This is a genomic window from Archangium violaceum Cb vi76 (assembly GCF_000733295.1).
Lineage (GTDB): Bacteria > Myxococcota > Myxococcia > Myxococcales > Myxococcaceae > Archangium > Archangium violaceum.
Map to the genome: position 1 here is coordinate 83678 of NZ_JPMI01000017.1, position 25637 is coordinate 109314.

Genomic DNA, 25637 nt, shown 5'->3' on the forward strand with positions numbered 1-25637 from the left:
CCCGGATACCCTCACCCCCACCCTCTCCCGAGGGGAGAGGGAGTTTCTGGTCACTTCCCTCAAGGGGGTTTTCCTCTGGAGGATCAGCCCGCTTGCTGGAGACCTGCCCCTGTTCCGGCTCGCTTCAGCAACTCCCGCAGTCGTGCGGCCAGGTGCTCCACGTTCGGCATGGCGATGAGGCTGAAGTGGTCGCCAGGTACCTCGTGCACCTCCACGCCTCCTCGTGCCAGCACACCCCAGCCCAGATCCTCCTCCTGGCCCTCGGGCCCCTCGGCGGCCCTCAGCAACACCAGTGAGCCCCCATATGGCTTCGGCTCGTACGTGCGCGAGGCAGTCCGGTTGCGCGCGTACATCCTCCACAACGCCCGCACCTCTTCGGCCGCTGCCTCCTCCACCTGCGGATGGGCTCGTCCCTCCAGCACCCCCTTCAGCTCCACCGCGTCCACCTGCTCGAGCACTTCCGCCGCCCTCGGGTGCAGCCCCGCCAGCCTCGACAGGTGCTCGGCGAACTCGAACACCGTCTGCTCCACCTTCGTCTCCGGGGTTGGTTCCGCCCCGGCCGCTTCCTCGCGGCCCCTCGCGTCGATGACGGCCAGCAGCGCCACCTTCTCGCCCCGTGCTTCCAACTGTCTCGCCATCTCGTACGCCACTCGCCCGCCCATGGACCAGCCTCCCAGCACGTACGGGCCCTCGGGCTGCACCTCGCGCACCGCTTCCAGGTAGCGCGCCGCCATCTCCTCCACCGTCTCTCCCGACCCGTTTCTCGGCACCTGCAGTCCGTAGAAGGGCTGCTCCGCGTCCAGTCTCCTCGCCAGCTCCAGGTACCCCAGCACGCTGCCTCCCACCGGATGCACGCAGAAGAACGGCTTCCCACTCCCGCCCTTCCTCAGCGTCACCAGCGGCGAGTCCGACGTGCTCCCCGCCTCGATGCGCGCCGCCAGCTTCTCCAGCGTCGGCGCCTCGAACAGATCGATGACCGCGAGCTGCGCTCCGAACAGCGTTCCCACCCGCGCCACCACCTGCGTCGCCAGCAGCGAGTGTCCACCCAACTCGAAGAAGTCGTCGTGCACGCCCACGCGCGGCACTCGGAGCAGCTCCTTCCAGAGCTCCGCCAGCCGTTGCTCCGTCCCGGTGCGCGGCGCCACGTACTTCTCCTGCGCCTTGCTCCGAGACGGCGCCGGCAGTGCCTTCCGGTCCACCTTCCCGTTGGACGTCAGCGGCAGCGCCTCCAGCACCACGAAGGCCGCGGGCACCATGTAGTCCGGCAGCCGCTCCTCCAGGTACGCGCGCAGCCCCCGCTCTTCCAGCGTGGTCCCCGGCCTGCCCACCGCGTACCCCACCAGGTGCTTGTTTCCCCCGGCCTCCTCGCGCGCCACCACCACGCACTCGCTCACGCTGGGATGCTGCCCCAGCGCCGCTTCCACTTCGCCCAGCTCCACCCGGTAGCCACGGATCTTCAGCTGGTGATCCACCCGGCCCAGGAACTCGATGCGGCCTCCTTCCACCCACCGCACCCGGTCTCCCGTCCGGTACAGCCTCGCCCCGGGCACCCCGCTGAAGCGGTCCGGGACGAAGCGCTCCGCCGTCAGCTCCGGCCGGCCCAGGTAGCCCCGGCCCACGCTCTCTCCGCCGATGTACAGCTCGCCCGGGACTCCTGGTGCCACCGGCTGCTCGTACCCGTCCAGCACGTACACCCGCACGTTCCCCAGCGGCCGGCCCAGTGGCACCGACTGCGCCCCAGGCACCCGAACCCCTCGCTCTACCTTCTGCGCGAGCACGCCCACCGTCGTCTCCGTCGGGCCATAGTGGTTGTACACCTCGCACTCCGGCGCGAGCGCGTGCACCTTCTCCACCAGCGCCCACTCCGACTTGTCACCGCCCAGCACCAGTCTCCGGCGCGGCAGCAGTGCCTGGGCGTCCTCCGCCGCCAGCAGCGCCTCCAGGTGCGTCGGGACCACCTTCAGTCCCTCCACCCCGTGTTCGCGCCCGTAGGCCGCCATCCGCCCCGCGTCCGAGGCCGTCTCCTTCTCCACCAGGTGCACCGTGCCTCCCGCGCACAGCGTGGGGAAGAGCGCCGTGTGCCCCAGGTCCGCCGCCAGCGTCGACACCGACGCGAAGCTCATCCCTCGCGGCAGCTCCAGCCTCCGGCTGACTCCCTCCACGTAGCAGGCCAGCTGCCCGTGCTCGATGCACACACCCTTCGGCCTCCCCGTGCTCCCCGACGTGTAGATGATGTACGCCGCGTTGCCCGGCGATACCTCGCTCTCCGGCGCCTCCTCCGGCTGTGACTCCAGCAGCCCGTCCTCCGCGTCCAGGCTCACCACGAACCCACCTTGCGAGGGCAACTCCTCCGCCAGCGACTCCTCGGTGACGATGACCTGCACCTTCGCGTCCTTGAGCACGTGCAGCACCCGCTCCGGGAAGCGCGCCGTGGACGGATCCACCGGGACGTACGCCCCGCCCGCCTTGAGGATGCCCAGCAGGCCCACCAGCGCGTGCGCCTTCCTCTCCACGAACAGGCCCACCCGCCGCTCCGGCTCCACTCCCAACGCCTTCAGCCAGTGCGCCACCTGGTTCGCCCGCCGCTCCAGCTCCGCGTAGGTGAGCCGCCCGTCCGCGGCCACCACCGCCACTGCTTCGGGCGTCCTCGCCGCCTGCTCGGAGATGAGCTCGTGGATGCACCGCCGCTCGTACGGCGCCGCGGTGTCGTTCCACTCCACCAGCACCCTCCGCCGCTCCTCCTCCGTCAGCAGCGGCAGCTCGGACAACCGCTGCTGTCCTTCCTGCGCCACCACGCCTTCCAGCAGCCGCTGGAAGTGCCTCGCCATGCGCTCCACCGTGGAGGCCTCGAAGAGGTCCGTGCTGTACATCCACGAGCACACCAGCCCCTCCGCCGTCGGATTCACCAGCACCGTCATGTCCAGTTTGGACGCGACCGGCACCTGATCCTCGTGGCTCAGCTTCAGCCCCGGCAGCTCGGGGGCCGACAGCGGCATGTTCTGCAGCACCAGCTTCACCTGGAAGAGCGGCGCGTGCGCCGTGCTGCGCTCCGGATTGAGCGCGCGCACCACCTCCTCGAAGGGCACGTCCTGGTGCGAGTTCGCCTCCATCGACACCTGCCTGGCCTGCGCCAGCAGCTCGCGGAACGTGGGGTTGCCCTCCATCCTCAGCCGCAGCACCAGCTGGTTGATGAAGAAGCCGATGAGCGGCTCCGTCTCCACGTGGTTGCGGTTGGCCACGTCCGTGCCCACCACCACGTCCGTCTGCCCGCTGTAGCGGTGCAGCAGCGACTGGAACCCCGCCATCAACACCATGAAGAGCGTGGACCGCTCGCGCAGCGCCAGCGCCTCCAGCTTCCGGGTCAGCTCCGCGCTCAGCGTCGACAGCAGCGTGCCGCCCCGGTACGTGCGCACCGCGGGCCTCGGCCGGTCCGACGGGAGCTCCAGCACCGCCGGCGCTCCCTCCAGCCGCTTCCTCCAGTAGCTCAGCTGCGCCTCCAGCGCCTCGCCCTGGAGCCACTGCCGCTGCCACGCCGCGTAGTCCGCGTACTGCACCGGCAGGGCAGGCAGCCGCGCGGGCCGCTTCTCCTGGTGCGCCGTGTACTGCTCCACCACCTCGCGCACCAACACGCCCAGCGACCAGCCATCCGAGACGATGTGGTGCATCGTCAGCAGCAGCAGGTGCACCTCGTCCTCGAGCCACAGCAGCGTGGCGCGCATCAGGGGCCCCTTGGACAGATCGAAGGGCCGCTGTGCCTCCACCTCCTTCAGCCGCCGTGTCTCCTGCTCGCGGGTGCCGGGCGGCAACTCCCGCAGGTCCACCCGGGCCAGGGTCATCTCCACCGAGGGAATGACCCTCTGCGCGGCGCCCTCCGGCCCCTCCTCGATGACGGTCCGCAGCGACTCGTGCCGGCGCACCAGCTCCTGGAAGGCATGCTCCATCGCCCGCATGTCCAGGTTGCCCTCGAACCGCAGGAAGATGGGGATGTTGAAGGTGGCGAGCCCGGGCTCGAGCTGCTCCAGGAACCACAGCCGCTGCTGAGCGAACGACAGCGGCATGTGCTCCCGGCGTGTCACGGGGCGCAGGGCCGGGGCCTGGAGTTTCTGGCCCACACCCATGGCCGCGTCCACGCGCCCGGCCTGGTCCTCCAGCGTCCGGGCCTCGAAGAGCGCCTGCAAGGGCAGCTCCACCTGGAAGGCACCACGGATGCGGGACAGCAGCCGCGTGGCCAGCAGCGAGTGGCCTCCCAGCGCGAAGAAGTCGTCCCGCACGCCTACCTGCTCCAGGCCGAGCAACTCATGCCAGAGACCCGCGAGCTTGCTCTCGGTCTCCGTGCGCGGGGCGATGGGGGACTCGTCCGCGCGAGGCGCCTCGGGGGCGGGCAGTGCCCGGCGGTCCAGCTTGCCGTTGCGCGTGAGGGGCAGGGCGTCCAGCACGACGAACGCCGCGGGCACCATGTACTCGGGCAGGCTGTCGCGGAGGAAGGTGCGCAGGGCCGTCGTCTCCACGGTTTCGCCCGGGCGCGCGGTGACGTAGGCCACCAGTCCCGTGCCACCCGCGAGGTCCTCGCGTGCCACCACCACCGCCTCACGCACCGCCGGGTGCCGGACGAGCACGCCCTCTACCTCTCCGGGCTCGATGCGCAGGCCGCGCACCTTCACCTGGAAGTCGATGCGTCCGAGGAACTGGAGCTGGCCGTCCTGAGACCAGCGGACCTTGTCTCCGGTACGGTACAGACGCGCGCCCGGCTCGGTGCCGAAGGGGTTCGGCACGAAGCGCTCGGCGGTGAGCGCGGGCCGTCCCAGATAGCCGAGCGCCAGTTGCACGCCACCGATGTACAGCTCTCCAGGCACGCCGACGGGCACCGGCCTCAGCGCGGCGTCCAGCACGTACACCTGGGTGTTCGCCACCGGCTTGCCGATGGGAAGCGTGCCGCCAGGCTCCTGGCCCGAGATGGCCGCCCACGTGGCGTCGATGGTGGCCTCGGTGGGACCGTAGAGGTTGACCAGACGGACCTCGGGCAGCACCGCGCGCATGCGCACGGCCAGCTCCGAGGGCAGCGCCTCACCACCGCAGAAGAGCCAGCGCAGCTCCGTGGCCTGGGCCAGCGCTGGCTCGTCCAGCATGAAGCGCAGCAGCGAGGGCACCACCTGGAGGACGTGGATGCGCTGGCGCACCACGCACTCCACCAGGGCCGCCGGGTCGCGGTGGGCCTCGGGTGGGGCGAGCACCAATGGAGCGCCCACCAGCAGCGGCGCCCAGCACTCCCAGACGGAGGCGTCGAAGCTCAACGGCGTCTTCTGGAGGACCCGCTCCCCGGCGCCCAGGCCGAACGTGGAGAGCAGCCACGCCATGTGGTTCGCCAGGGCCCCGTGGGAGATGAGAGCTCCCTTGGGCTGGCCCGTGCTTCCGGAGGTGTAGAGGACGTAGGCCGGGTGCTCGGCGCTGACGCCGACGGGCGGCAGGGGAGGCGCCTGGGAGATGGTCTCCCAGCCCGCATCGACGGCCACGAGGTGGCCCGGGAAGGACGGCACCGTGGCTCGCAGGTGCTCCCGGGTGAGGAGCACGGGCGCGGCGGTGTCTTCCAACATGAAGGCCAGGCGCTCGCGCGGCGCGGAGGGGTCCAGCGGGACGTAGGCCGCTCCCGCTTCGAGGATGCCCAACAGGCCCACCATCAGCTCCAGCGAGCGCTCCATGCACACCGCCACCCGGTCTCCCGGCTTCACGCCGAGGGCTCGCAGGTGGTGCGAGAGCTGGCGCGCCCGGCGCTCCAGTTCCGCGTAGGTGAGTCGCTGGTCCTCGAACACCACCGCCACCGCGTCCGGCGTGCGCGCGGCCTGGGCCTCGAACAGCTCGTGCACGCGGGCTTCACGTGGGAAGTCCGCGGCGGTGGCGTTCCAGTCCACCAGTACCCGGTGTTGCTCCGCCTCGGACATGAGCGACAGCTCGGACAGCCGCCGCTCGGGATGGGCGACCGCGTCCTCCAGCAACAGGCGCAGGTGCTCCATCATCCGCGCGGCCGTGGAGGCCTCGAACAGATCGCTCCGGTACTCGAGCTCGCCGTTCAGCCCCTGGGGCGATTCGGTGAAGGAAAGGGAGAGCTCGAACCGGGCGGTGCCGCTGTCCAGTGGCAGAGGCTGGACGAGCATGCCGGGCACGCTCAGCTCCGCCGTGGGCGTGTTGAGCAGACCCAGTGCCACCTGGAAGAACGGCGTGCGTCCGAGCTGCTGCCGCGGAGGCTGCAACACCTCGACGAGCTTCTCGAAGGGGACGTCCTGGTGCGCGTAGGCGCCGAGCGTCACGTCCTTCACCCGGCCGAGCAGCTCGCGGAAGGTGGGGTTCCCCTCCAGCCGGGTACGCAGCACCAACGTGTTGACGAAGAAGCCGATGAGCTCCTCCGTCTGGGCCTGGGTGCGTCCGGCGATGGGCGCCCCCACGCAGATGTCGTCCTGTCCCGAGTAGCGCGCCAGCACCACCTGCAGGCCCGCCAGCAGGCCCATGAACAGCGTGGCTCCCTCGCGCTGGCACAACGCCTTCAGGCCGTGCATCAAGCTCGGGGGCAGCTCCACCTTCAGCGAGGCGCCCGGGTTGCGCGCGTCCGCGGTGCGCGGCCTGTCCGTGGGCAGCTCCAGCGTGGGCGGAGCCCCCTCGAGCTGCTGCTTCCAATAGCCGAGCTGTTGCTCCAGCACCTCACCCTGGAGCCAGTCGCGCTGCCACGCCGCGTAATCCATGTACTGGATGGGCAGCTCGGGCAGCGGTGAGGGCCTTCCCGCGGAGAACGCCGCGTAGAGGGTGACGACCTCGCGGATCAGCACGGCGAGGGACCAGCCGTCCGAGACGATGTGGTGCATCGTCACCAGCAGCAGGTGCTCCCGAGCGGTGAGCCGCAGCAGCTTCGTGCGCAGCAGCGGCCCTCGGGCGAGGTCGAACGGCTGGCGCGCGTCCTCCTGGGCCAGACGCAGCGCCTCCGCCTCTCGCTCCGCGGGCGGCAGGTGCCCCAGGTCCTTCACCTCCAGGGCCCAGTGCGAGGCGGGCGCGATGACCTGGAAAGCCCTGTCCTCGCGGACCCGGAAGGTGGTGCGGAGCGACTGGTGACGGCGGACCAGCTCGGTGAAGGCACGCTCCAGCGCGGCTGCGTTGAGCGCGCCCTCCAGCCGCAGGGCGGCCGGCATGTTGTAGACCGCGCTTCCCGGCTGGTACTGGTCCAGGAACCACAGCCGCTGCTGTGCGAAGGACAGCTCCGCCTCGACCGAGCGCGGGACGATCATCGGGGCGGACACCCGGCGGGTATTGGCCTGTGCCTGGGCCTCGACGCGACGGGCGAGAGCCTCCACGGTGGGGGCCTCGAAGAGCGCTCGCAGGGGCAGGTCCACACCCAGGGAGGAGCGCAGCCGGGAGATGATCTGCGTGGCCAGCAGGGAGTGGCCGCCCAGGCTGAAGAAGTTGTCGGTGACGCTCAGCCGAGGCAGGCCCAGGACGCTGGAGAAGGTGTCCGCGAGCGTCTGCTCCACCGCGGTGCGAGGCGCGACGAAGGGCGCGGTACCCCGCAGGCTGTCCGCGTCGGGGGCGGGCAGAATGCGACGGGCCAGCTTGCCGCTGGGCGTGAGAGGCAGGGCCTCCAGGCGAACCAGGGCCGAGGGCACCATGTACTCGGGCAACCGGCGGGCCAGGGACTGACGCAGCGCCTCGGGCTCCCAGGCCGTGCCCGGGTGGAGCACCACGTAACCCACCAGCCGCTTGTCACCCGGCGAGTCCTCGCGCACCAGGGCCGCCGCGTCACGGACGCCCGGGGCTTCGCGCAGGGCTGCTTCCACCTCACCCTGCTCGATGCGGAAGCCACGCACCTTCACCTGGCCGTCCGAGCGGCCCAGGTATTCCACGGTGCCGTCGGCCCTCCAGCGGGCATGGTCGCCGGTGCGGTAGAGGCGGGCTCCGGGCTCACGGGAGAACGGGTTGGGGACGAACTTGTCGGCCGTGAGTTGGGCACGCTCGTGGTAGCCGAGCGCCAGTTGCACGCCGCCGATGAACAGCTCTCCGCGCACGCCCACGGGACAGGGCTGGCCCCGCGCATCCAGCACGTAGAGCGGCGTGTGGGGCAGGGGCGAGCCGATGGGAGGCAGGCGAGGCCACGAGGCGGGAGGCCCTTGCAGCCGGTGGGCGCTCACCACGTGGGTTTCCGAGGGACCGTACTGGTTCTCCAGGACGCACCCGGGCAGCCGCTCGAAGAGGGCCACGAGGGCGGGCGTCACCTGGAGTTGCTCACCGGCCGTCACCACCTCATGCAGGCTGGTGGGCAGAGGCGCCCCATGGGCCACCGCGTCGGCGAGGGCCTGCAGGGCGACGAAGGGCAGGAAGAGCCGCTGCACGCCATGGCGCACCAGCAACGCGAGCAGCGCGGGCATGTCCTGGCGAACCGGGGCGGTGGGGATGACGAGGGTGCCGCCGGCGCACCAGGTGGAGAAGAGCTCCTGGAAGGAGACGTCGAAGCTGAGGGAGGCGAACTGGAGGGTGGTGGCCGCCGGGTTGACGGACTGGCGCAGCTGCCACTCCAGCAGGTTGCTCAACGCGCGGTGAGGCAGGGCCACGCCCTTGGGCTTGCCCGTGCTCCCCGAGGTGTAGATGACGTAGCAGGAGGACTCGGGCGACAACGCGTGGGCCGGAGCATGCGCCGGTTGGTGGGAGAGCGCCTCGGCTTCCGTGTCCACGCACATCCATCGGGCCCGCGTGCCCGTGGAGAGCGAGGAGGTCAGGGAGGACTGCGTGAGCACCAGGGAAACACCCGCGTCCTCGAGCATGAAGGCCAGACGCTCGGAGGGGTAGGCGGGATCGAGCGGCACATAGGCGGCGCCGGCCTCGAGGACGGCCAGCACGGCCACGGCCATCTCCAGCGAGCGCTCCAGGCACAGGGCCACCCTGTCACCCGGGCGCACGCCCCGCGCGTGCAGGGCATGCGCGAGCTGATGGGCCCGGCGCTCCAACTGCGCGTAGGTGAGCTGGCTGCCCTCGAACACGACCGCCACCGCGTCCGGGGTGCGCGCGGCCTGGGACTCGAACAGCTCGTGCACGCAGGCGGGGCGAGCGGGGGCCGCCGTGGGGGTGTTCCAGTCCACCAGTACCCGGTGTTGCTCCGCCTCGGACATGAGCGACAGCTCGGACAGCCGCCGCTCGGGATGGGCGACCGCGTCCTCCAGCAGCAGGCGCAGGTGCTCCATCATCCGCGCGGCCGTGGCGGCGTCGAACAGGTCGCTCCGGTACTCCAGTGCTCCCTCCACCCCCTGGACCGATTGGCGCAGCGTCAGCGTGAAGTCGAACTTGGCGGTGCGCGTGTCCAGATCCACCAGCCGGAGGTCGAGCCCGGGCACGCTCAGCTCCGCCGAGGGCGTGTTGAGCAGCACCAGCGCCACCTGGAAGAAGGGCGTGTGCTCCGGCAGCCGCGGAGGCTGCAACACCTCGACGAGCTTCTCGAAGGGCACGTCCTGGTTCGCGTACGCCCCGAGCGTCACGTCCTTCACCCGGCCGAGCAGCTCGCGGAAGGTGGGGTTGCCGTCCATCCGGGTGCGCATCACCAGCGTGTTGACGAAGAAGCCGACGAGCTCCTCCGTCTGGGTCTGGGTGCGTCCGGCGATGGGCGCCCCCACGCAGATGTCGTCCTGTCCCGAGTAGCGCGCGAGCACCGTCTGCAGACCCGCGAGCAGGCCCATGAACAGCGTGGCTCCCTCGTGCTGGCACAGCGCGCCGAGCTTCTGGATCAGCTCCGGCGGCAGCTCCACATTCAGCGTGGCGCCAGGGTTGCGCTCGTCAGCGGTGCGAGGTCTGTCGGTGAGCAGCTCCAACGAGGGCGGAGCCCCCTCGAGCTGCTTCCTCCAATAGCCGATCTGCTGCTCCAGCACTTCACCCTGGAGCCACTCGCGCTGCCACATGGAGTAGTCCACGTACTGAATGGACAGCTCGGGCAGTGGCGAGGGCCTTCCGGTGACGCAAGCGTCGTACAGCGCCACCATGTCGCGGATCAGCACGGCGATGGACCAGCCGTCCGAGACGGTGTGGTGCAGGACGAGGATCAACAGGTGATCCTGCTCCGCCAGGCGCAGCAGCCTCGTGCGCAGCAGGGGACCCCGGGCGAGGTCGAACGGCTGGCGCGCCTCCTCTTGCGCCAGGCGCATGGCCTCGGCTTCCCGCTCTGGCCGAGGCAGGTGCCCCAGGTCGGTCACGTCCAGCGTCCGGTGCGAGGAGGGAGCGATGACCTGGACCGGCTTGCCCTCGCGAACCTGGAAGGTGGTGCGGAGGACTTCGTGGCGGTGGACCAGCTCGGTGAAGGCACGCTCCAGGGCGCCCACATCGAGCGTCCCCTCCAGCCGCAGGCCGGCCGGCATGTTGTAGAGCGCGGTGCCCGGCTGGTACTGGTCCAGGAACCACAGCCGCTGCTGCGCGAAGGACAGCTCTCCTTCGGTCAGCCCCGTGCGTGGCACGACCACCGCCGTGCGAGCCTTGTTCTCGCCGGTCTGTGTCTGGGCCTCGATACGACGGGCGAGCGCCTCCACGGTGGGGGCCTCGAAGAGGGCGCGCAGGGGCAGGTCCACGCCCAGGGAGGAGCGCAGACGGGAGACGATCTGCGTGGCCAGCAGCGAGTGGCCACCCATGCTGAAGAAGTTGTCGGTGACGCTCAGGCGCGGCAGGCCCAGGACGCTGGAGAAGGTGTCCGCGAGCGTCTGCTCCACCGGAGTGCGAGGCGCGACGAAGGGAGCGGCACCGCGCAGACTGTCCGCGTCGGGAGCGGGCAACTGGCCGCGGTTCAGTTTGCCACTGGGGTTGAGCGGCAGGGCGTCCAGACGCACCAGGGCCGAGGGCACCATGTACTCGGGCAGCCGGCTGGCCAGGGACTGGCGCAGGGCCTCGGGCTCCCAGTCCATGCCGGGGTGGAGCACCACGTAGCCCACCAGCCGCTTGTCACCCGGCGAGTCCTCGCGCACCAGGGCCGTGGCGTCGCGGACGCCCGGGGCTTCGCGCAGGGCGGCATCCACCTCGCCCATCTCGATGCGGAAGCCACGCACCTTCACCTGGCCGTCCAGACGACCCAGGTACTCGAGGGTGCCGTCGGTCCTCCAGCGGACGTGATCGCCGGTGCGGTAGAGGCGGGCTCCGGGCTCACGGGAGAAGGGGTTGGGGACGAACCTGTCGGCGGTGAGGTGGGGGCGATCGTGGTAGCCGAGCGCCAGCTGCGGGCCGCCCACGAACACGTCCCCGCGCACGCCGATGGGACAGAGCTGGCCTTGCGCATCCAGCACGTAGAGCGGCGTGTTGGGCAGGGGCGAGCCGACGGGAGGGAGACGCGGCCAGGAGGCGGGAGGGCCGCGCAGCCGGTGGGCCGTCACCACGTGGGCTTCCGAGGGGCCGTACTGGTTCTCCAGCACGCACCCGGGCAGCCGCTCGAACAGGGAGACGAGGGCGGGCGTTACCTGGAGTTGCTCACCGGCGGTCACCAGCTCGCGCAGGCTGGTGGGCAGGGGCCCTCCGTGGGCCACGGCATCGGCGAGGGCTTGCAGGACGACGAAGGGCACGAAGAGCCGCTGCACGCGATGGCGCACCAGCAACGCGAGCAGCGCGGGCATGTCCTGGCGAACGGCGGCGGTGGGGACGATGAGGGTGCCGCCGGTGTCCCAGGTGGTGAAGAACTCCTGGATGGAGACGTCGAAGCTGAGGGAGGAGAACTGGAGGGTGGTGGCGCCCGGGAGGTTGGACTGGCGTATCTGCCACGCCAGCATGTTGCTCAACGCCCGGTGGGGCATGACGATGCCCTTGGGTGTGCCCGTGCTCCCCGAGGTGTAGATGATGTACGCGGGGTGCCCCGGGGTGACACCGGAGGCCAGGGGCTCGGAAGACACCTGGGAGAAGGCCCGCCAGGAGGGCTCGAGCTCCAGCACGTGGCCCGAGAAGGGGGGCAGGGTGGCGCGCAGGTGCTCCTGGGTGAGGAGCACGGTCGCGCCGGTGTCCTCGAGCATGAAGGACAGCCGCTCCGCGGGGTAGGCGGGATCCAGCGGCACGTAGGAGGCGCCGGCCTTGAGGACGGCGAGCACCGCCACGATCATCTCGAGCGAGCGCTCCAGGCAGATGGCCACCCAGACACCCGGGCGGACGCCCCGCTCGTGCAGGACATGGGCGAGCTGGTTGGCGCGGTGCTCCAACTGGGCGTAGGTGAGCTGGCTGTCCTCGAACACCACCGCCACCGCGTCCGGCGTGCGCGGGACCTGGGCCTCGAACAGCGCGTGCATGCAGAAGGGGCGGACGGGTTCCGGCGTGGTGGTGTTCCACTCCACCAGCACCTGACGCCGCTCCGCCTCGGACATGAGCGACAGCTGGGAGATGCGCCGCTCGGGATGGGCGACCGCGTCCTCCAGCAGTTGGCGCAGGTGATCCATCATCCGCGCGGCCGTGGAGGCCTCGAACAGATCGCTCCGGTACTCCAACGTGGTGCTCAGGCCACGCGGCGTCTCGGTGATGACCAGCGTGAAGTCGAACTTGGCGGTGCCCGAGTCCACCTCCACCGGCTGGAAGGTGAGCCCGGGCCCCCTCAGTTCCGACGAGGGCGTGTTGAGCAGCACCAGCGCCACCTGGAAGAAGGGCGTGTGCTCCGGCAGCCGCGGGGGCTGCAACACCTCCACGAGCTTCTCGAAGGGCACGTCCTGGTTCGCGTACGCCCCGAGCGTCACCTCTCTCGCCTGCCTCAACAGCTCGAGGAAGGTCGGGTCCCCGTGCAGCTGGCCCCGCAGCACCAGCGTGTTGACGAAGAAGCCGATGAGCGCCTCGGTCTGGGGCTGGTTGCGCCCGGCGATGGGCGCGCCCACGCAGATGTCGTCCTGCGCCGTGTAGCGCGCCAGCAGCACCTGCAGGCCCGCCAGCAGGCCCATGAACAGCGTGCCCTTCTCACGCCGGCACAGTGCCCTCAGGCCCTGCGTCAGCTCCAGCGGCAGCTCCACCCGCAGCGAGGCGCCGGGGTTGCTCGTGTTCGCGGTGCGCGGCCAGTCCGTGGACAGCTCCAGCGCGGGAGGGACTCCCTCGAGCTGCTTCCTCCAATACTCCAACTGCCGCGTGAGGACCTGTCCCCGCATCCACTCGCGCTGCCACACCGCGTAGTCCGCGTACTGGATGGGCAGCTCGGGCAGCGGCGAGGGCCTTCCCGCGACGAACGCCGCGTAGAGCGTGACGACCTCGCGAATCAGCACGCCGACGGACCAGGAGTCCGAGACGATGTGGTGCATCGTCACCAGCAGCAGGTGCTCCTCCGCCGTCAGCCGCAGCAGCCTCGCGCGCAGCAGGGGGCCGCGGGAGAGATCGAAGGGCCGGGAGGCCTCCTCACGCGCCAGGCGCATCCCCTCCGCTTCCCGCTCCAGCTCCGGCAGATGCCCCAGATCCTCCACTTCCAGTGTCCAGGGCATGTCGGGCGAGATGATCTGGACCGGCTCGCCCTCGTGGGCCTGGAAGGCCGTGTGAAGGGCTTCATGGCGGCTCATCACATCGGCGAAGGCCCGCCCCAGGGCCGCCACGTCGAGCGTGCCCTTCAGCCGCATCGCGGCCGGCATGTTGTAGAGCGCGCTTCCCGGCTGGTACTGGTCCAGGAACCACAGCCGCTGCTGTGCGTACGAGAGCGGCAACAGGCCGGTCCGGGGCGCGCGGGGGATGACTCCTTCCCGGACCACGGGAGCCTCGGGGCGGACCGGGACGGAGGCGCTCGGGGTGGGCTCTACCGGGGCCTGACGGCGCCGGGCCGTGGGCGTGAGGACCTCCACCTCGCCGTCCGCGCGGTGGCGGGCGGGAGTGCCGGTGCCATACAGGCGGGCCTCCGTACCATCGGGCGAGGCACGGAGCCGGGTCCGCGTCAGCTCGGGCGCCTTCCAGAAGCCCAGGGGCGCCGCGTCACCACCGAGGAACAGCTCGCCCACCACGCCCACCGGGGCGCGGCGGCCCGCGGCGTCCAGCACGAACCGCGAGGTCCGGGGAGCCGCGTCCTTCGTATCGGGCAGCGGAGACACGGGGGCCACCACGCGCGCGGAGGCCACCCGCTTCAGCGTCTCGGCCACGTTCGCCGGGAGCCCGTCTGCTTCATCGAGCACCAGCGTGCGCACCGGGCCGAGGACCTGGGCCGCATCCGGCATCCTCGCGAGCGATTGCGCGAGCGCGGCGGTGCAGCGCAGGTGTGCCGGAGGACTGGTGCGCAGCGACTCCGCCAGCGCGCTGAGCCCATCCGCCTCCACGAGCACCGGGGCAGAGGGCTCGGCGGCCTGCCCTTCCTGGCTCCGGCGGCGCAGCACGTCCAGGTGCCGCAGGCCCTCCATGGCGGCTTCATGCCCCAGGCCGAAGTCGATGAGGCAGGCCACCTCGTCGACATCCGCCCGGCGCAGTTGCTCCACTCGGGCCGCGAGCGTCTCGGGCGTTCCGAACATGCCGCCCGCCTCCAGGTACCGGGAGACGCCCTGCTGCAGCAGCACCTCCATGTCCTGGGGCGTGAGGTCGCGCACGTCGAAGCCCAGGCCCTGGTTCGCCACCAGCCCGTTGAACAGCTCCACCGAGCTGCGGAAGTAGCGGGTGAGCGGCTCGCGCGCCTGGCGCTTCACGTCCTCCTGGCTCGCCGCCACGAAGGTGTGGAGCATCAGCACCACGTGGCCCCGGCCGTGCCCCGCCTTGCGCCGCGCCTCGCGGTAGAGGGCGATCTTCTTCGTCAGCTCCTCGAAGTCCTGTCCCAGCCCCAGCACGTTGGTGAGCAGGCCCGTGCCCAGCTCGCCCGCCAGCCGGAAGGTCTCCGGATTGAAGGCGGCGGTGATCCAGATGGGCAGCTCCTCCTGCACCGGTCGCGGACGGATGGAGATCTCCACCTCGGTCCCCGTGCCGTTGGTGCGGCGCACGGAGCCGCCGCGCCACAGGGTGCGGACTTCCTCGACTCCGCGCCGGATGGCCTCGGGGCGCTGGTGGAAGTTCTGGGGCGCGAAGACGAAGTCGTTGGCGTTCCAGCCCGTGGCGAAGGAGACGCCCGCGCGGCCATCCGAGAGGTTGTCAATGACGGACCACTCCTCGGCCACGCGGATGGGGTCGTGCAGCGGGAGCACCACGCTGCCGGCGCGCAGGGAGACGCGCTCCGTGACCATGGCCAGCGCCGCGCTGGTGGCGGTGGGGCTGGGGTAGGGGCCTCCGAAGGAATGGAAGTGCCGCTCGGGCGTCCACACCGCGCTGAAGCCGTGCGTGTCTGCGAACTTCGCTCCGTCGATGAGGAGCTGGTACTTCTTCCGGCCCGAGGCCTCCGCGTCGTTGGCGAAGTAGAAGAGGCTGAAGTCCAGTGGCCGGGCCGTGGTCCGCTCCGGGCGGAGCGCCACGAGCCGCGCCGTGGGCTGGGCCGGGAACACCACCTGGAGCCCGCGTGCGAGCGCCCAGAGCAGCTCCACGCCCGCCGGATCCGCGGAGGCGTTCGAGGCGCTCAGCCACGTCTCGCCCGGGCGGGTCTCCACGCGTGCATCCAGCTCGGCGAAGCGGTGGAGCAGGTTGCGGTGGCTCCACATCAGGCGCGGGCGCCCGCCGTCGTCCGTCTCGCGCACCAGGCAGGCCAGGCTGCTCGCGTCCACGGATGGAGTGAAGGCGACGGCGGACGGCTCACCGGAGAGCGCGAGGCGGATGACCCGGCTCTCGTCCACGCCCGGAGGCAGTGGCAGAGAAGCGGTGGTGATGAGCAGGGGCGGGAACCCGTCCAGCCCGAGCCTGGACACCTCCTCGGACTGCTCCCGTGAGACGAGCGCATAGGCGCCGCCGGAGGCCAATACGCCCCACAGGGCCACCGCGCGCTCGGGAGAGGGCTCCAGGCTCACGGCCACGGGGATGCCAGGGCCCACACCGCGGGCGCGCAGTCCGGACGCGAGCGCGAGCGCATGGGCACGCAGGGCCCGCCACGTCAGGTGCTGGTCTCCGCGACGGAGCGCCACCGCATCCGGCGTGCGCTCGGCCTGGGCGGACAGCAGGGCCACGAGGGACGTGGTCTCGGAGACTCCGGCCACCGGGCTTCCCGTCCGCTCCGGGGCAGCCTCCAGGGACAACTGGGACAGGGGTTTGTCCGGCGAGGCCACCGCATCGGTGAGCAACGCCTCCAACTGCGAGAGCAGCCGGACGATGGTGGCGGCGTCGAACAGGTCGACGGCGTACTCCAGCGTGCCGGAGAAGCCCTGTGCGTCCTCGCGCATCAGCAGCGTGAGGTCCGCGAGCGACGTGCCGTACTGCGCGGGCAGTCCGGTGACGTCGAAGTAGCTCAACCGCAGGCCGGGGAACTCCAGGATGGGCGCGGACACGTCCTGCGTGTGCAGCAGGAAGATGGCGTCGAACAGGCGCGACAGCCGGGCCTCTTCACCGGGCTCGAGCTCTCCGAGGAGCTGCTCGTAGGGCACGTCCGGGTGGGCGAAGGCGGTGAGCGTGGTGTCTCGGACGCGGAGCGCCAGCGCGCGGAAGCTCGGGTCCCCCTCCATGGAGGTGCGCAGTGCCAGGGCGTGTGCCACGTAGCCGATCTGCGGCTCCAGCTCGGGACGCGTCCGGTTGCCGATGGAGGTGCCCACGAGGATGTCCTCCTGACCCGAGCAGCGGGCCAGGAGCGCCTTGAAGCCGGCGAGCAGCGTCATGTACGGCGTGAGGCCCTCGCGCTGGCTGAAGGCCTGGAGGGCGGTGCCGAGCGCCTTGGGGAAGGCGAACGAGTGCCGCGCACCATGGCGGCGCGCACCTTCGGCGCGGGGACGATCCAGCGGGAGGGGCAGGGGACCTGGCCGCCGCGCGAGCTGCTTGCGCCAGTACGCCTGTTGCGCCGTGAGCGTGCCATCGGAGAGGGCGCGGCGCTGCCAGACGGTGAAGTCGATGTACTGGATGGGCAGCTCCGGCAGGGGCACGGGCCGCCCGTGGACGAAGCCGGTGTAGAAGGCCACCGCTTCCCGGATGAAGTTCACCAGGGACAGCGTGTCCGCCACGATGTGGTGGATGGTGACGAGCAGGATGTACTCGGCCTCGGCCATCTGGAGCAGCTGCACGCGGACCAGGGGACCCCGATCGAGCGGGAACGGCTCGGCGGGCGCGAGACGGGCCAGCCGCATGGCCTCGGCCTCGCGGTCCCCGGTGAAGCCGCGCAGATCCACCACGGGGAGGGAGATGCGCACCTCGGAGAGGATGCGAGGCACGGCCCTGTCGTCCACCTGGGTGAAGACGGTGCGCAGCGACTCGTGCCGGCGGATGACCTCGTTGAGACCGCGCTCCAACAGGGCGGGCTGCAGCGCGCCGGAGATCCGGATCGCGAGCGGCTCGTTGAAGATGGAGCTTCCCGGCTCGCGCAGCTCCATCTCCCAGACGCGCTCCTGCACGTAGGACAGGGGGATCTCCCCGGTACGGGGCACGGGGAGCATCGCCGCCGCCGCGGTCTCGCCGGCCGGTAGCTCCACCTGGAGCCGGGCCTCGATGCGCGCGGCCAGTCCCGCGATGGTGGGCGCCTCGAAGAGATCGCTGAGGGGAATCTGCACCCGGAACGTCTCGCGCAGCCGGGTGAGGAGCTGCGCCGCCATCAGCGAGTTGCCGCCGAGGTCGAGGAAGCTGTCGTCCGGACCGATGTCCTCCACGCCCAGCCGCTCGCGCCACAGCTCCGTCAGGCGTTGCTGGATGTCACCCTGGGGCGCACGCGCCTCGGGAGTCACGGGCGCCGCGGGCGGCACGGTGGCCACCGCGGTGGGCGCGGAAATGGGCGCCGCGGCCGGGAGCGGCAGGGGGAGGGGGGGACGCTCCTCGAGGGTGATCCGCTTCTCTTCGAAGGGGTAGCCCGGCAGCGGGATGCGGCGGCGGTGCTCGTGGGCGTGGAAGCCCTTCCAGTCCACGGCGGCGCCCGCGCGCCAGAGCGCGCCGAGGGACTCCAGCAGGGTCTGGGCGTCGGATGTGGAGGTGCCGCTCCGGCGGAGCGAGGGCACCACCAGTGCTTCACGTGCGGTCCGCAGGCGCGGTTTGGCGAGCGCGGTGAGCGCCTGATCCGGGCCGGCCTCGATGAACCAGCCGCAGCCGGCGTCCACCAGCGCGTCCAGTCCGGAGGCGAAGCGCACGGGCTCGCGCATCTGCCGGGCCCAGTAACGCGGGGAGGTGGCCTCCTCGGGGCGGATCCACGTGCCGGTGAGGCTGGACACGAAGGGAATAGTGGGCGCGTTCAACGTGAGCCTGGCCACGGCCCGCTCCAGCTCGGCCATGACGGGCTCCACCGCGCGCGAGTGGAACGCGTGCGCCGCGGCGAGCCGCACCACGCCCACGCGGCGCGCGGACAGCTGGCGCTCCAGGGACTCCAGCGCCTCGACGGGGCCGGACACGGTGCAGCGATCCGGGCCGTTGAGGGCGGCGATCTCCAGCTCACCGGAGAGCAGCGGTGCCACCTCCGAGGCGGAGAGCCCTACCCCGAGCATGCCGCCGGGCGGGAGCCGGGACATGAGCTCGCCACGCACGACGGCCAGCCGGAGCGCGTCCTCCAGGGAGAGCACCCCGGACAGGCACGCCGCCGTGTACTCGCCGAAGCTGTGGCCGAGCAGCGCGGAAGGCTCGAAGCCGAAGCCCATCCACAGCCGTGCGAGCGCGTACTCCACCGCCAGGAGCGCGGGCAGCGCGAAGCGGGGCTCGGCGAGACGTGCCTCCGCTTGGGCCTCGGCGCCCGGCTCGGGGAAGAGCACCGGGCGCAGGTCCTCGGACAGGCCCGCCTTGGGCAGCAGCGCCAGGCACGCGTCCAGCTCACGCCGGAAGAGCGGCTCGGTCGCGTGGAGCTCCTGGGCCATCCGGACGGACTGGGCACCCTGGCCGGGGAACAGGAAGGCCACCCGGCGCGAGCGGGCGGCTTCCAGGTCACGTACCTCGGACGGAGTGCCCGGGTGGCGCAGTGCACGCAGCAGGCCCGCGGCATCCTCCGCGACCAGCGCACGGCGGTACTCGAAGGACTTGCGCCCCACGTTGCGCGTGAAGGCCAGGTCCGCCAGGTCCACCTCCGGGTGGGTCGCGACGAAGCCGGCCAGCGAGTGCGTCATCGCCTCCAGCGAGGAGGCACTCCGGGCCGACAGCGTGATGAGCTGCCGGGTGCGGTGGCTGCCCTGACCGCCGCCCTGGCGGGGGGCCTCCTCCAGCACCACGTGGGCGTTGGTGCCGCCGATGCCGAACGAGCTGACACCGGCCCTCCTCGGGCTCTCTCCACGCTCCCAGGCGCGCGAGGTGGTGTTCACGAAGAAGGGGCTGTGCTCGAAGTCGATCTCCGGGTTGGGCCGCTCGAAGTGGAGGCTCGGGGGCAGCTCGCCATGGTGCAGCGCGAGGGCTGCCTTGATGAGGCCGGCGATACCGGCGGCGGTGTCCAGGTGCCCGATGTTGGTCTTCACCGAGCCGATGGCGCAGTAGCCGGTGCGGTCCGTCTGGGCGCGGAAGGCGCGGGTGAGCGCGGCGATTTCGATCGGGTCACCCAGCGAGGTACCGGTGCCGTGGGCTTCCAGGTAGCCGATGCTGGAGGCGTCCACGCCCGCCGAGGCCAGGGCGCGGGCGATGACCTCGCTCTGTCCCTGGACGCTGGGCGCGGTGTAGCTGACCTTGGCGGACGCGTCGTTGTTGAGGGCCGAGCCCTTGATGACGGCGTAGACGTTGTCCCCATCACGCAGGGCGTCCGAGAGCCGCTTGAGCACCACCACACCCAGGCCGTTGCCGAGCACGGTGCCGCGGGCGCTCGCGTCGAATGCGCGGCAGTGCCCGTCGGGAGAGAGGATCATCCCCTCCTGGAAGAGGTAGCCGGTGCGCTGCGGCAGGGAGACCTTCACCGCGCCCGCGAGCGCCAGGTCCGACTGGCGGGTGCGCAGGCTCTGGCAGGCCAGGTGGACGGCGACCAGGCCGGTGGAGCAGGCGGTATAGACGTTGAGGCACTCACCCGAGAGCCCGAGCTTGTAGGCCGTCTTGGTGGCCACGTTCTCGCCACTGGTGGTCCCGAGTGCCTCGAACAGCGAGGCCGGGTCCTTCTTCGTCTGGCCGAGCAGCGAGAGCAGGTGCACGCTCGACGTCCCCGCTCCGGCGTGGAGCGAGATGGGCCCCTGGACGCGCTCCGGGTCGTAGCCAGCGTCTTCCAGCGCATGCCACGCGCACTGGAGGAAGAGCCGCTGTTGCGGATCCATCCACTGCGCCTCGCGCGGCGACAGCTCGAAGAAGCGGGCATCGAACCCGTCCGCGCCCTCGAGGACTCCGCCCGCGGGGACGAAGTCCGGATGGTCGCGCAGCGAGTCGGGGAACAGCGGCGAGGGTTCCAGCTCCTCCGGAGCGAAGCGCGAAATGGACTCCACGCCCTGGCGCAGGTTCTCCCAGAAGGCGTGGACATCGTTGGCACCAGGGAAGCGTCCGGCCATGCCGATGAGGGCGATGTCGTGGGAGCCTTCATCCCCGGAGGGAGCGGGGCGAGGCGTGGGCTCGGGGGCGCGGGCCGGCAGTTCCCGCTCCAGGCGCGCGGCCAGCTTGCTCACGGTGGGGTGCTCGAAGAGGTGGGTGACCGGGACGGTCTGGCCCAGCTCGTCGCGCAGCTGTGTGCTCGCCTTCACCACCAGCAGCGAGCTGCCGCCCAGGTCCTCGAAGAAGTGGTCGTGCAGCCCCACACGAGGCACCTCGAGCACGCGGGCCCAGATGGTGGCGATGCGCCGCTCCAGCTCGGAGCGAGGCTCGGCGAAGGGGGCATCCGGTGCGGGGCCCACCGGCTCGGGCGAGGGCAGTGCCTGGCGATCCACCTTGCCGCCCGGGGTGATGGGGAGCGCGTCCAGCCGCACGAAGGAGGAGGGCACCATCACATCCGGGAGCCGCTCCTTGAGGAAGCGCCGCAGGGCCGCCGGCTCGGCCTCCTCACTGGCCACGACGTACGCCACCAGCCTCGACTCACCAGCGCTCTCGCGCGGGACGACGACTACCTGGCGCACGCCGGGGTACAGGCCCAGCGCCGCTTCCACCTCGCCGAGCTCCACCCGCACGCCACGCACCTTCACCTGCGCATCGCGCCGCCCGAGGAACTCCAGGCTCCCATCCGGCAACAGGCGCACCAGGTCCCCGGTGCGGTACAGCCGCTCTCCCGGAGAAGCGGAGAAGGGGTTGGGCACGAAGCGCTCGGCGGTGAGCGCGGGGCGGTTCAGGTAGCCGCGGGCCACGCCCGTGCCGCCCACGTACAGCTCGCCGGGGATGCCCACGGGGACGGGCTCCATGCGCGCATCCAGCACGTACGTCTGGGCGCCCGGGATGGCGCGGCCGATGGACGGCTGACGCGGATCCACGTCCCGCTCCATGGTCGCGCAGACGGTCGCTTCGGTGGGGCCGTAGAAGTTGAGGAAGCGGCGGCCGTTCTTCCACCGCCTGGCCAGCTCCGGCGTGCACGCCTCGCCGACGGAGGCCACCACGGCCAGGGCGGGCAGGGCCTCCGGCTCCAGCGGAGCGAGCGAGGTGGGGGTGGCGGTGATGGTGGTGATGGCCTTCTCCGCGAGCACCTGCTGCAACGGGGGGCCGGGCAGCAGCGACTCGGGCGGGGCGAGCACCAGCTCCGCGCCGCAGAGCAGCGTGGAGAAGATCTCACTGACGGAGGCATCGAAGCCGATGGCCGCCAGTTGCAGGAAGCGGCCGCCAGGATGCAGGCCGAGGGCCTCGTGGGTGGCGCGGGCGGTGTTGCACAGGCCGCGGTGCACCAGCAGGGTGCCCTTGGGCGTGCCGGTGGAGCCGGAGGTGAAGATGACGTAGGCGAGGTTCGAGGGCGTGACGTCCGGAGCAGGCGAGAGCGCTGTCTCCGGCTGGCTCGCCAGCGTGGAGCGTTCCGTGTCCAGGAGCACCAGCAGCTCGCCCTGGGAGCCGAGGGAATCCGCGAGCGCCTCGCGGCTGATGAGCACGGGCACGCGGGCCTCGCGGAGCATCAGCTCCAGGCGTGCGGACGGGTAGCTGGTATCGAGCGGCAGGAAGGCACCACCGGCCTTGAGCACGCCGAGCATCGCCACCACGAGCTCCGGTGTGCGCTCCAGGTGGATGCCCACGAGCACATCGGGTCCGACGCCGAGGGATCGCAGGTGCCAGGCGAGCTGGTTGGCGCGTGCGTCCAGCTCCCGGTAGGTGAGGGCGGATTCTCCCAGGGAGACGGCGGTGGCCTCGGGGGTGAGCCGCGCCTGCTCCTCGAAGAGGCGGTGTGCACAATCCTCGGGGGCCGCGGGCGTGGTGCGGCTCCACTCCACCAGCGCGAGGTGCCGCTCCTTCTGGGAGAGCAGGGGCAGCTCGGAGATCCGGCGTCCGGGTGCGGCGGCGGCGCCCTCGAGCAGGAGACACAGGTGTCCCAGCATGCGGGAGACGGTGCTCGCGTCGAAGAGGTCGGTGGCGTACTCGCAGAGCAGCTCGAGCCCGTGGGCGGTATCGGTGACGGAGAGGGTGAGGTCGAGCTTGGTGGCGCCGGTGTCACCCAGGGTGCTCTCCAGGGACAGGCCCGAGCGTCCCAGGGACGCGGGCGCGGCATCCTGGAGCACCAGCTTCACCTGGAAGACGGGCGCATGCGCGAGGCTGCGCTCCGGGTTGAGGCCACGTACCAGCTCGTCGAAGGGCAGGTCCTGGTGGGCCCAGACGTCCAGGGTCTCCTGGTGGAGCCGAGCGAGCAGCTCGCGGAAGGTGGGGGCGCCGGAGAGGTTGCCGCGCACGGGGAGCTGGTTGACGAACAGGCCGATGAGCCCAGCCGTCTCGGGGCGGGCGCGGTGGGCGGTGTCCACGCCCACGACGAGGTCCTCCTGGCCGGTATAGCGGTGCAGCAGCAGTTGGAAGCCGGCCAGCAGGGTGACGAAGGGGGTGGTGCCCTCGCGGCGGGCGAGCGCCTTCACGCGCTCCCAGGCCGCCGGTTCGAGCCGCCGGACCACCTGCGCGCCTCGGTAGGACTGGGCCCGGGGCCGGGGACGGTCACCTGGCAGCTCCAGGACGGAAGGAGCCCCGGCGAGGTGCGTCTTCCACCAGCCGACGAGGTCCTCGAGCCGTTCGCCCCGCAGCCACTCACGCTGCCAGACCGCGTAATCCGCGAACTGGATGGGGAGCGCATCGAGCGCGGGCGTGTGCCCGGCGGAGAAGGCCCGGTGGAGCTCCTCCAGCTCGCGCACCAGGACGCGCATGGACCAACCATCCGCGGTGATGTGGTGCGGCGTGAGCAGCAGCAGGTGCCGCTCGGCACCGAGGCGCAGCAAGGTGGCCCGGAGCAGGGGTCCCCGGGACAGCTCGAAGGGGCGCTGGGCCTCCTCTCGCGAGAGCCGCTGTGCCTCCTGTTCGCGCGTATCCTCCGGCAGCCCGCTCAGGTCCACGAATGCGAGCGGCAGGGACAGCTCGTCCAGGATGTGCTGGTACGGCTCGCCGTCCTTCTCGAGGAACACCGTGCGGAGGGATTCGTGCCGCTGGAGCAGGGCCTGGAGGCTCCGCTCCAGCGCTGGCACATCCAGGGCCCCGGTCAACCGGGAGACCACGGGCAGGTTGTAGAAGGCACTGCCCGGCTCCAGCCGGTCGAGGAACCACAGCCGCTGCTGCGCGAAGGAGAGTGGGGGGAACGCGGTGCGAGGCGTGCGTGGAATCGCCGGGCGCGCACCGGCCGCCGCCTTTCGAGCGGAGAGCTCGCGGGCCAGCTCCGAGGCGCTCACTCCGCTCAACAGCGTCTCCATGGGGAGCGTCACGCCCAGGGCCTTCTCCAACCCGTGCGCCAGCTCCACCGCGGCGAGCGAGTCCAGGCCGAGGCGGGTGAGCGGCATGTCCGGATCCAACGACTCCGAGGGAACTCCCAGCCGAGCGGCGATCCGCGCCAGCACCAGGGCTTCCATCTCACTGGAGGCGGCGCGAGGAGCAGGGGAGGGCGCGGACGGAGCCCGAGGGGTGGACTCCTCCGTGGCGCGCCAGTCATGGATGGCGCGGAGCTCGCCCGCGAGGAACGCACTCCGGCAGGCCCGGCGTTGCACCTTGCCGCTGGATGTTTTTGGCAGGCTGCCCGGCTCGATGAGCACCAGCGCGTGGGGCCGCACCTCGTGCCCCTCCGCGAGCCGCTGCCGGATGGCGCCCACGAGGTACTCCGTGGTGCCGTCCAGCTTGCGCGGATCCACTTCCTGCACCACCACGAGCCGCTCCTCGCCGTCGACCTCGACGCCGAAGGCGGCACCACACCCGGGCCGCAGCGCCGGGTGGCTCTGCTCCACCGTGAGCTCCAGGTCCTGGGGGTAGAGGTTGCGGCCGCGCAGGATGATGAGGTCCTTGCGCCGCCCGGTCACGTACAGCTCGCCCCCGTCGAGGAACCCCAGGTCCCCGGTGCGGAGGAACGGTCCCTCTCCGCTGGCGGTGCGCGCGTGGAAGGTGGCCGCGGACTCCTCCGGCTGCTGCCAGTAGCCGTGAGCCACACTGGGGCCGCTCACCCAGATCTCACCGACCTCGCCGGGAGGGAGCTGCCGGAGGGACTCGGGATCCACCACGGCGACACGTTGCTCCCCCAATGTTCCGCCACAGCTCACCAGCGTGCTGGCCTCGCTCCCCGGACGGGGCGCCACCGCATGACCCCGCTCGAGCGCGACGGTCTCCACCTCGCGCAGGAGGGGCGGCTCGGACTTCGCGCCGCCCGAGACGATGAGGGTGGCCTCGGCCAGTCCGTAGCAGGGATAGAACGCCTCGCGGCGGAACCCGTGGGGGGCGAAGGCCTGGGTGAACCGCTCCATCATGCCGGCGCGGATGGGCTCGGCGCCGCAGAACGCCACCTCCCAGCGGCTCAGGTCGAGCCCCTCGCGCTCCTCGGGAGCGATGCGGCGGACGCACAGCTCGAAGGCGAAGTTGGGCCCGCCGCTGATGGTGCCTCCGAAGCGGGTGAGGGCCTCCAGCCAGGAGCGCGGGCGCTTGAGGAAGGACAGCGGCGACATCAACGCGGTGTGGAAGCCCTGGTACAGCGGCACGAGGATGCCGCCGATGAGCCCCATGTCGTGGTAGGGCGGCAGCCAGATGACGCCGGCACTGTCCTCGCGCGTCTGGAAGGCGCCGCGGATCAGCTCCAGGTTGTGCAGCAGGTTGGCGTGACTGAGCATCACGCCCTTGGGGGTGCCGGTGGAGCCGGAGGTGTACTGGAGGAAGGCCAGCGAGTCGCTCGTCACGTCCGGCCGCTTCCAGCCCGTCTCCGCACCCGGAGCGAGCTCATCGGTGGCCACCCAGCGCAGGGCCTTCAGGTCCGGGGCGGCCTCGAAGATGAGCTCCGCCATGGAGAGGACGAAGGAGGTGGTGAGCACCACCGTGGCGCTCGAGTCCTGGATGATGGCCCTCAGCCGGGGCAGCGTGCGCTCCAGTCGAGAGGGATCCGGCGGGTAGGCCGGGACCGCCACCAGGCCGGAGAAGAGACACCCAAAGAAGCCGGTGAGGTACTCGGCTCCCGGGGGATAGAGGAGCACGGCGCGCTCGCCCGCGGGGGCCAGCTCCTGGAGGACGGCGCCAATCCGCCGAGCGCGCGTGTACAGCTCCCCTCGCGTCAGCGGAACCCCTTCCGCGTCCCCTTCTTCGAGGAAGGTGTAGAGGCGCTGCTCCGAACGGGTGGCACTTCGCTCTTCGAGGAGGTCGATGAGGGAACGTGGCTGGGGCAT

1 protein-coding gene is annotated in these 25637 nt (G+C 71.4%); it reads right to left on the reverse strand.

The window, feature by feature from the left end; genetic code table 11:
• Nucleotides 1–83: 83 nt before the first annotated feature.
• Entirely contained in the window at nucleotides 84–25637 is a 25554-nt protein-coding gene (locus Q664_RS03470) for a hybrid non-ribosomal peptide synthetase/type I polyketide synthase (RefSeq protein ID WP_043389808.1), read from the reverse strand.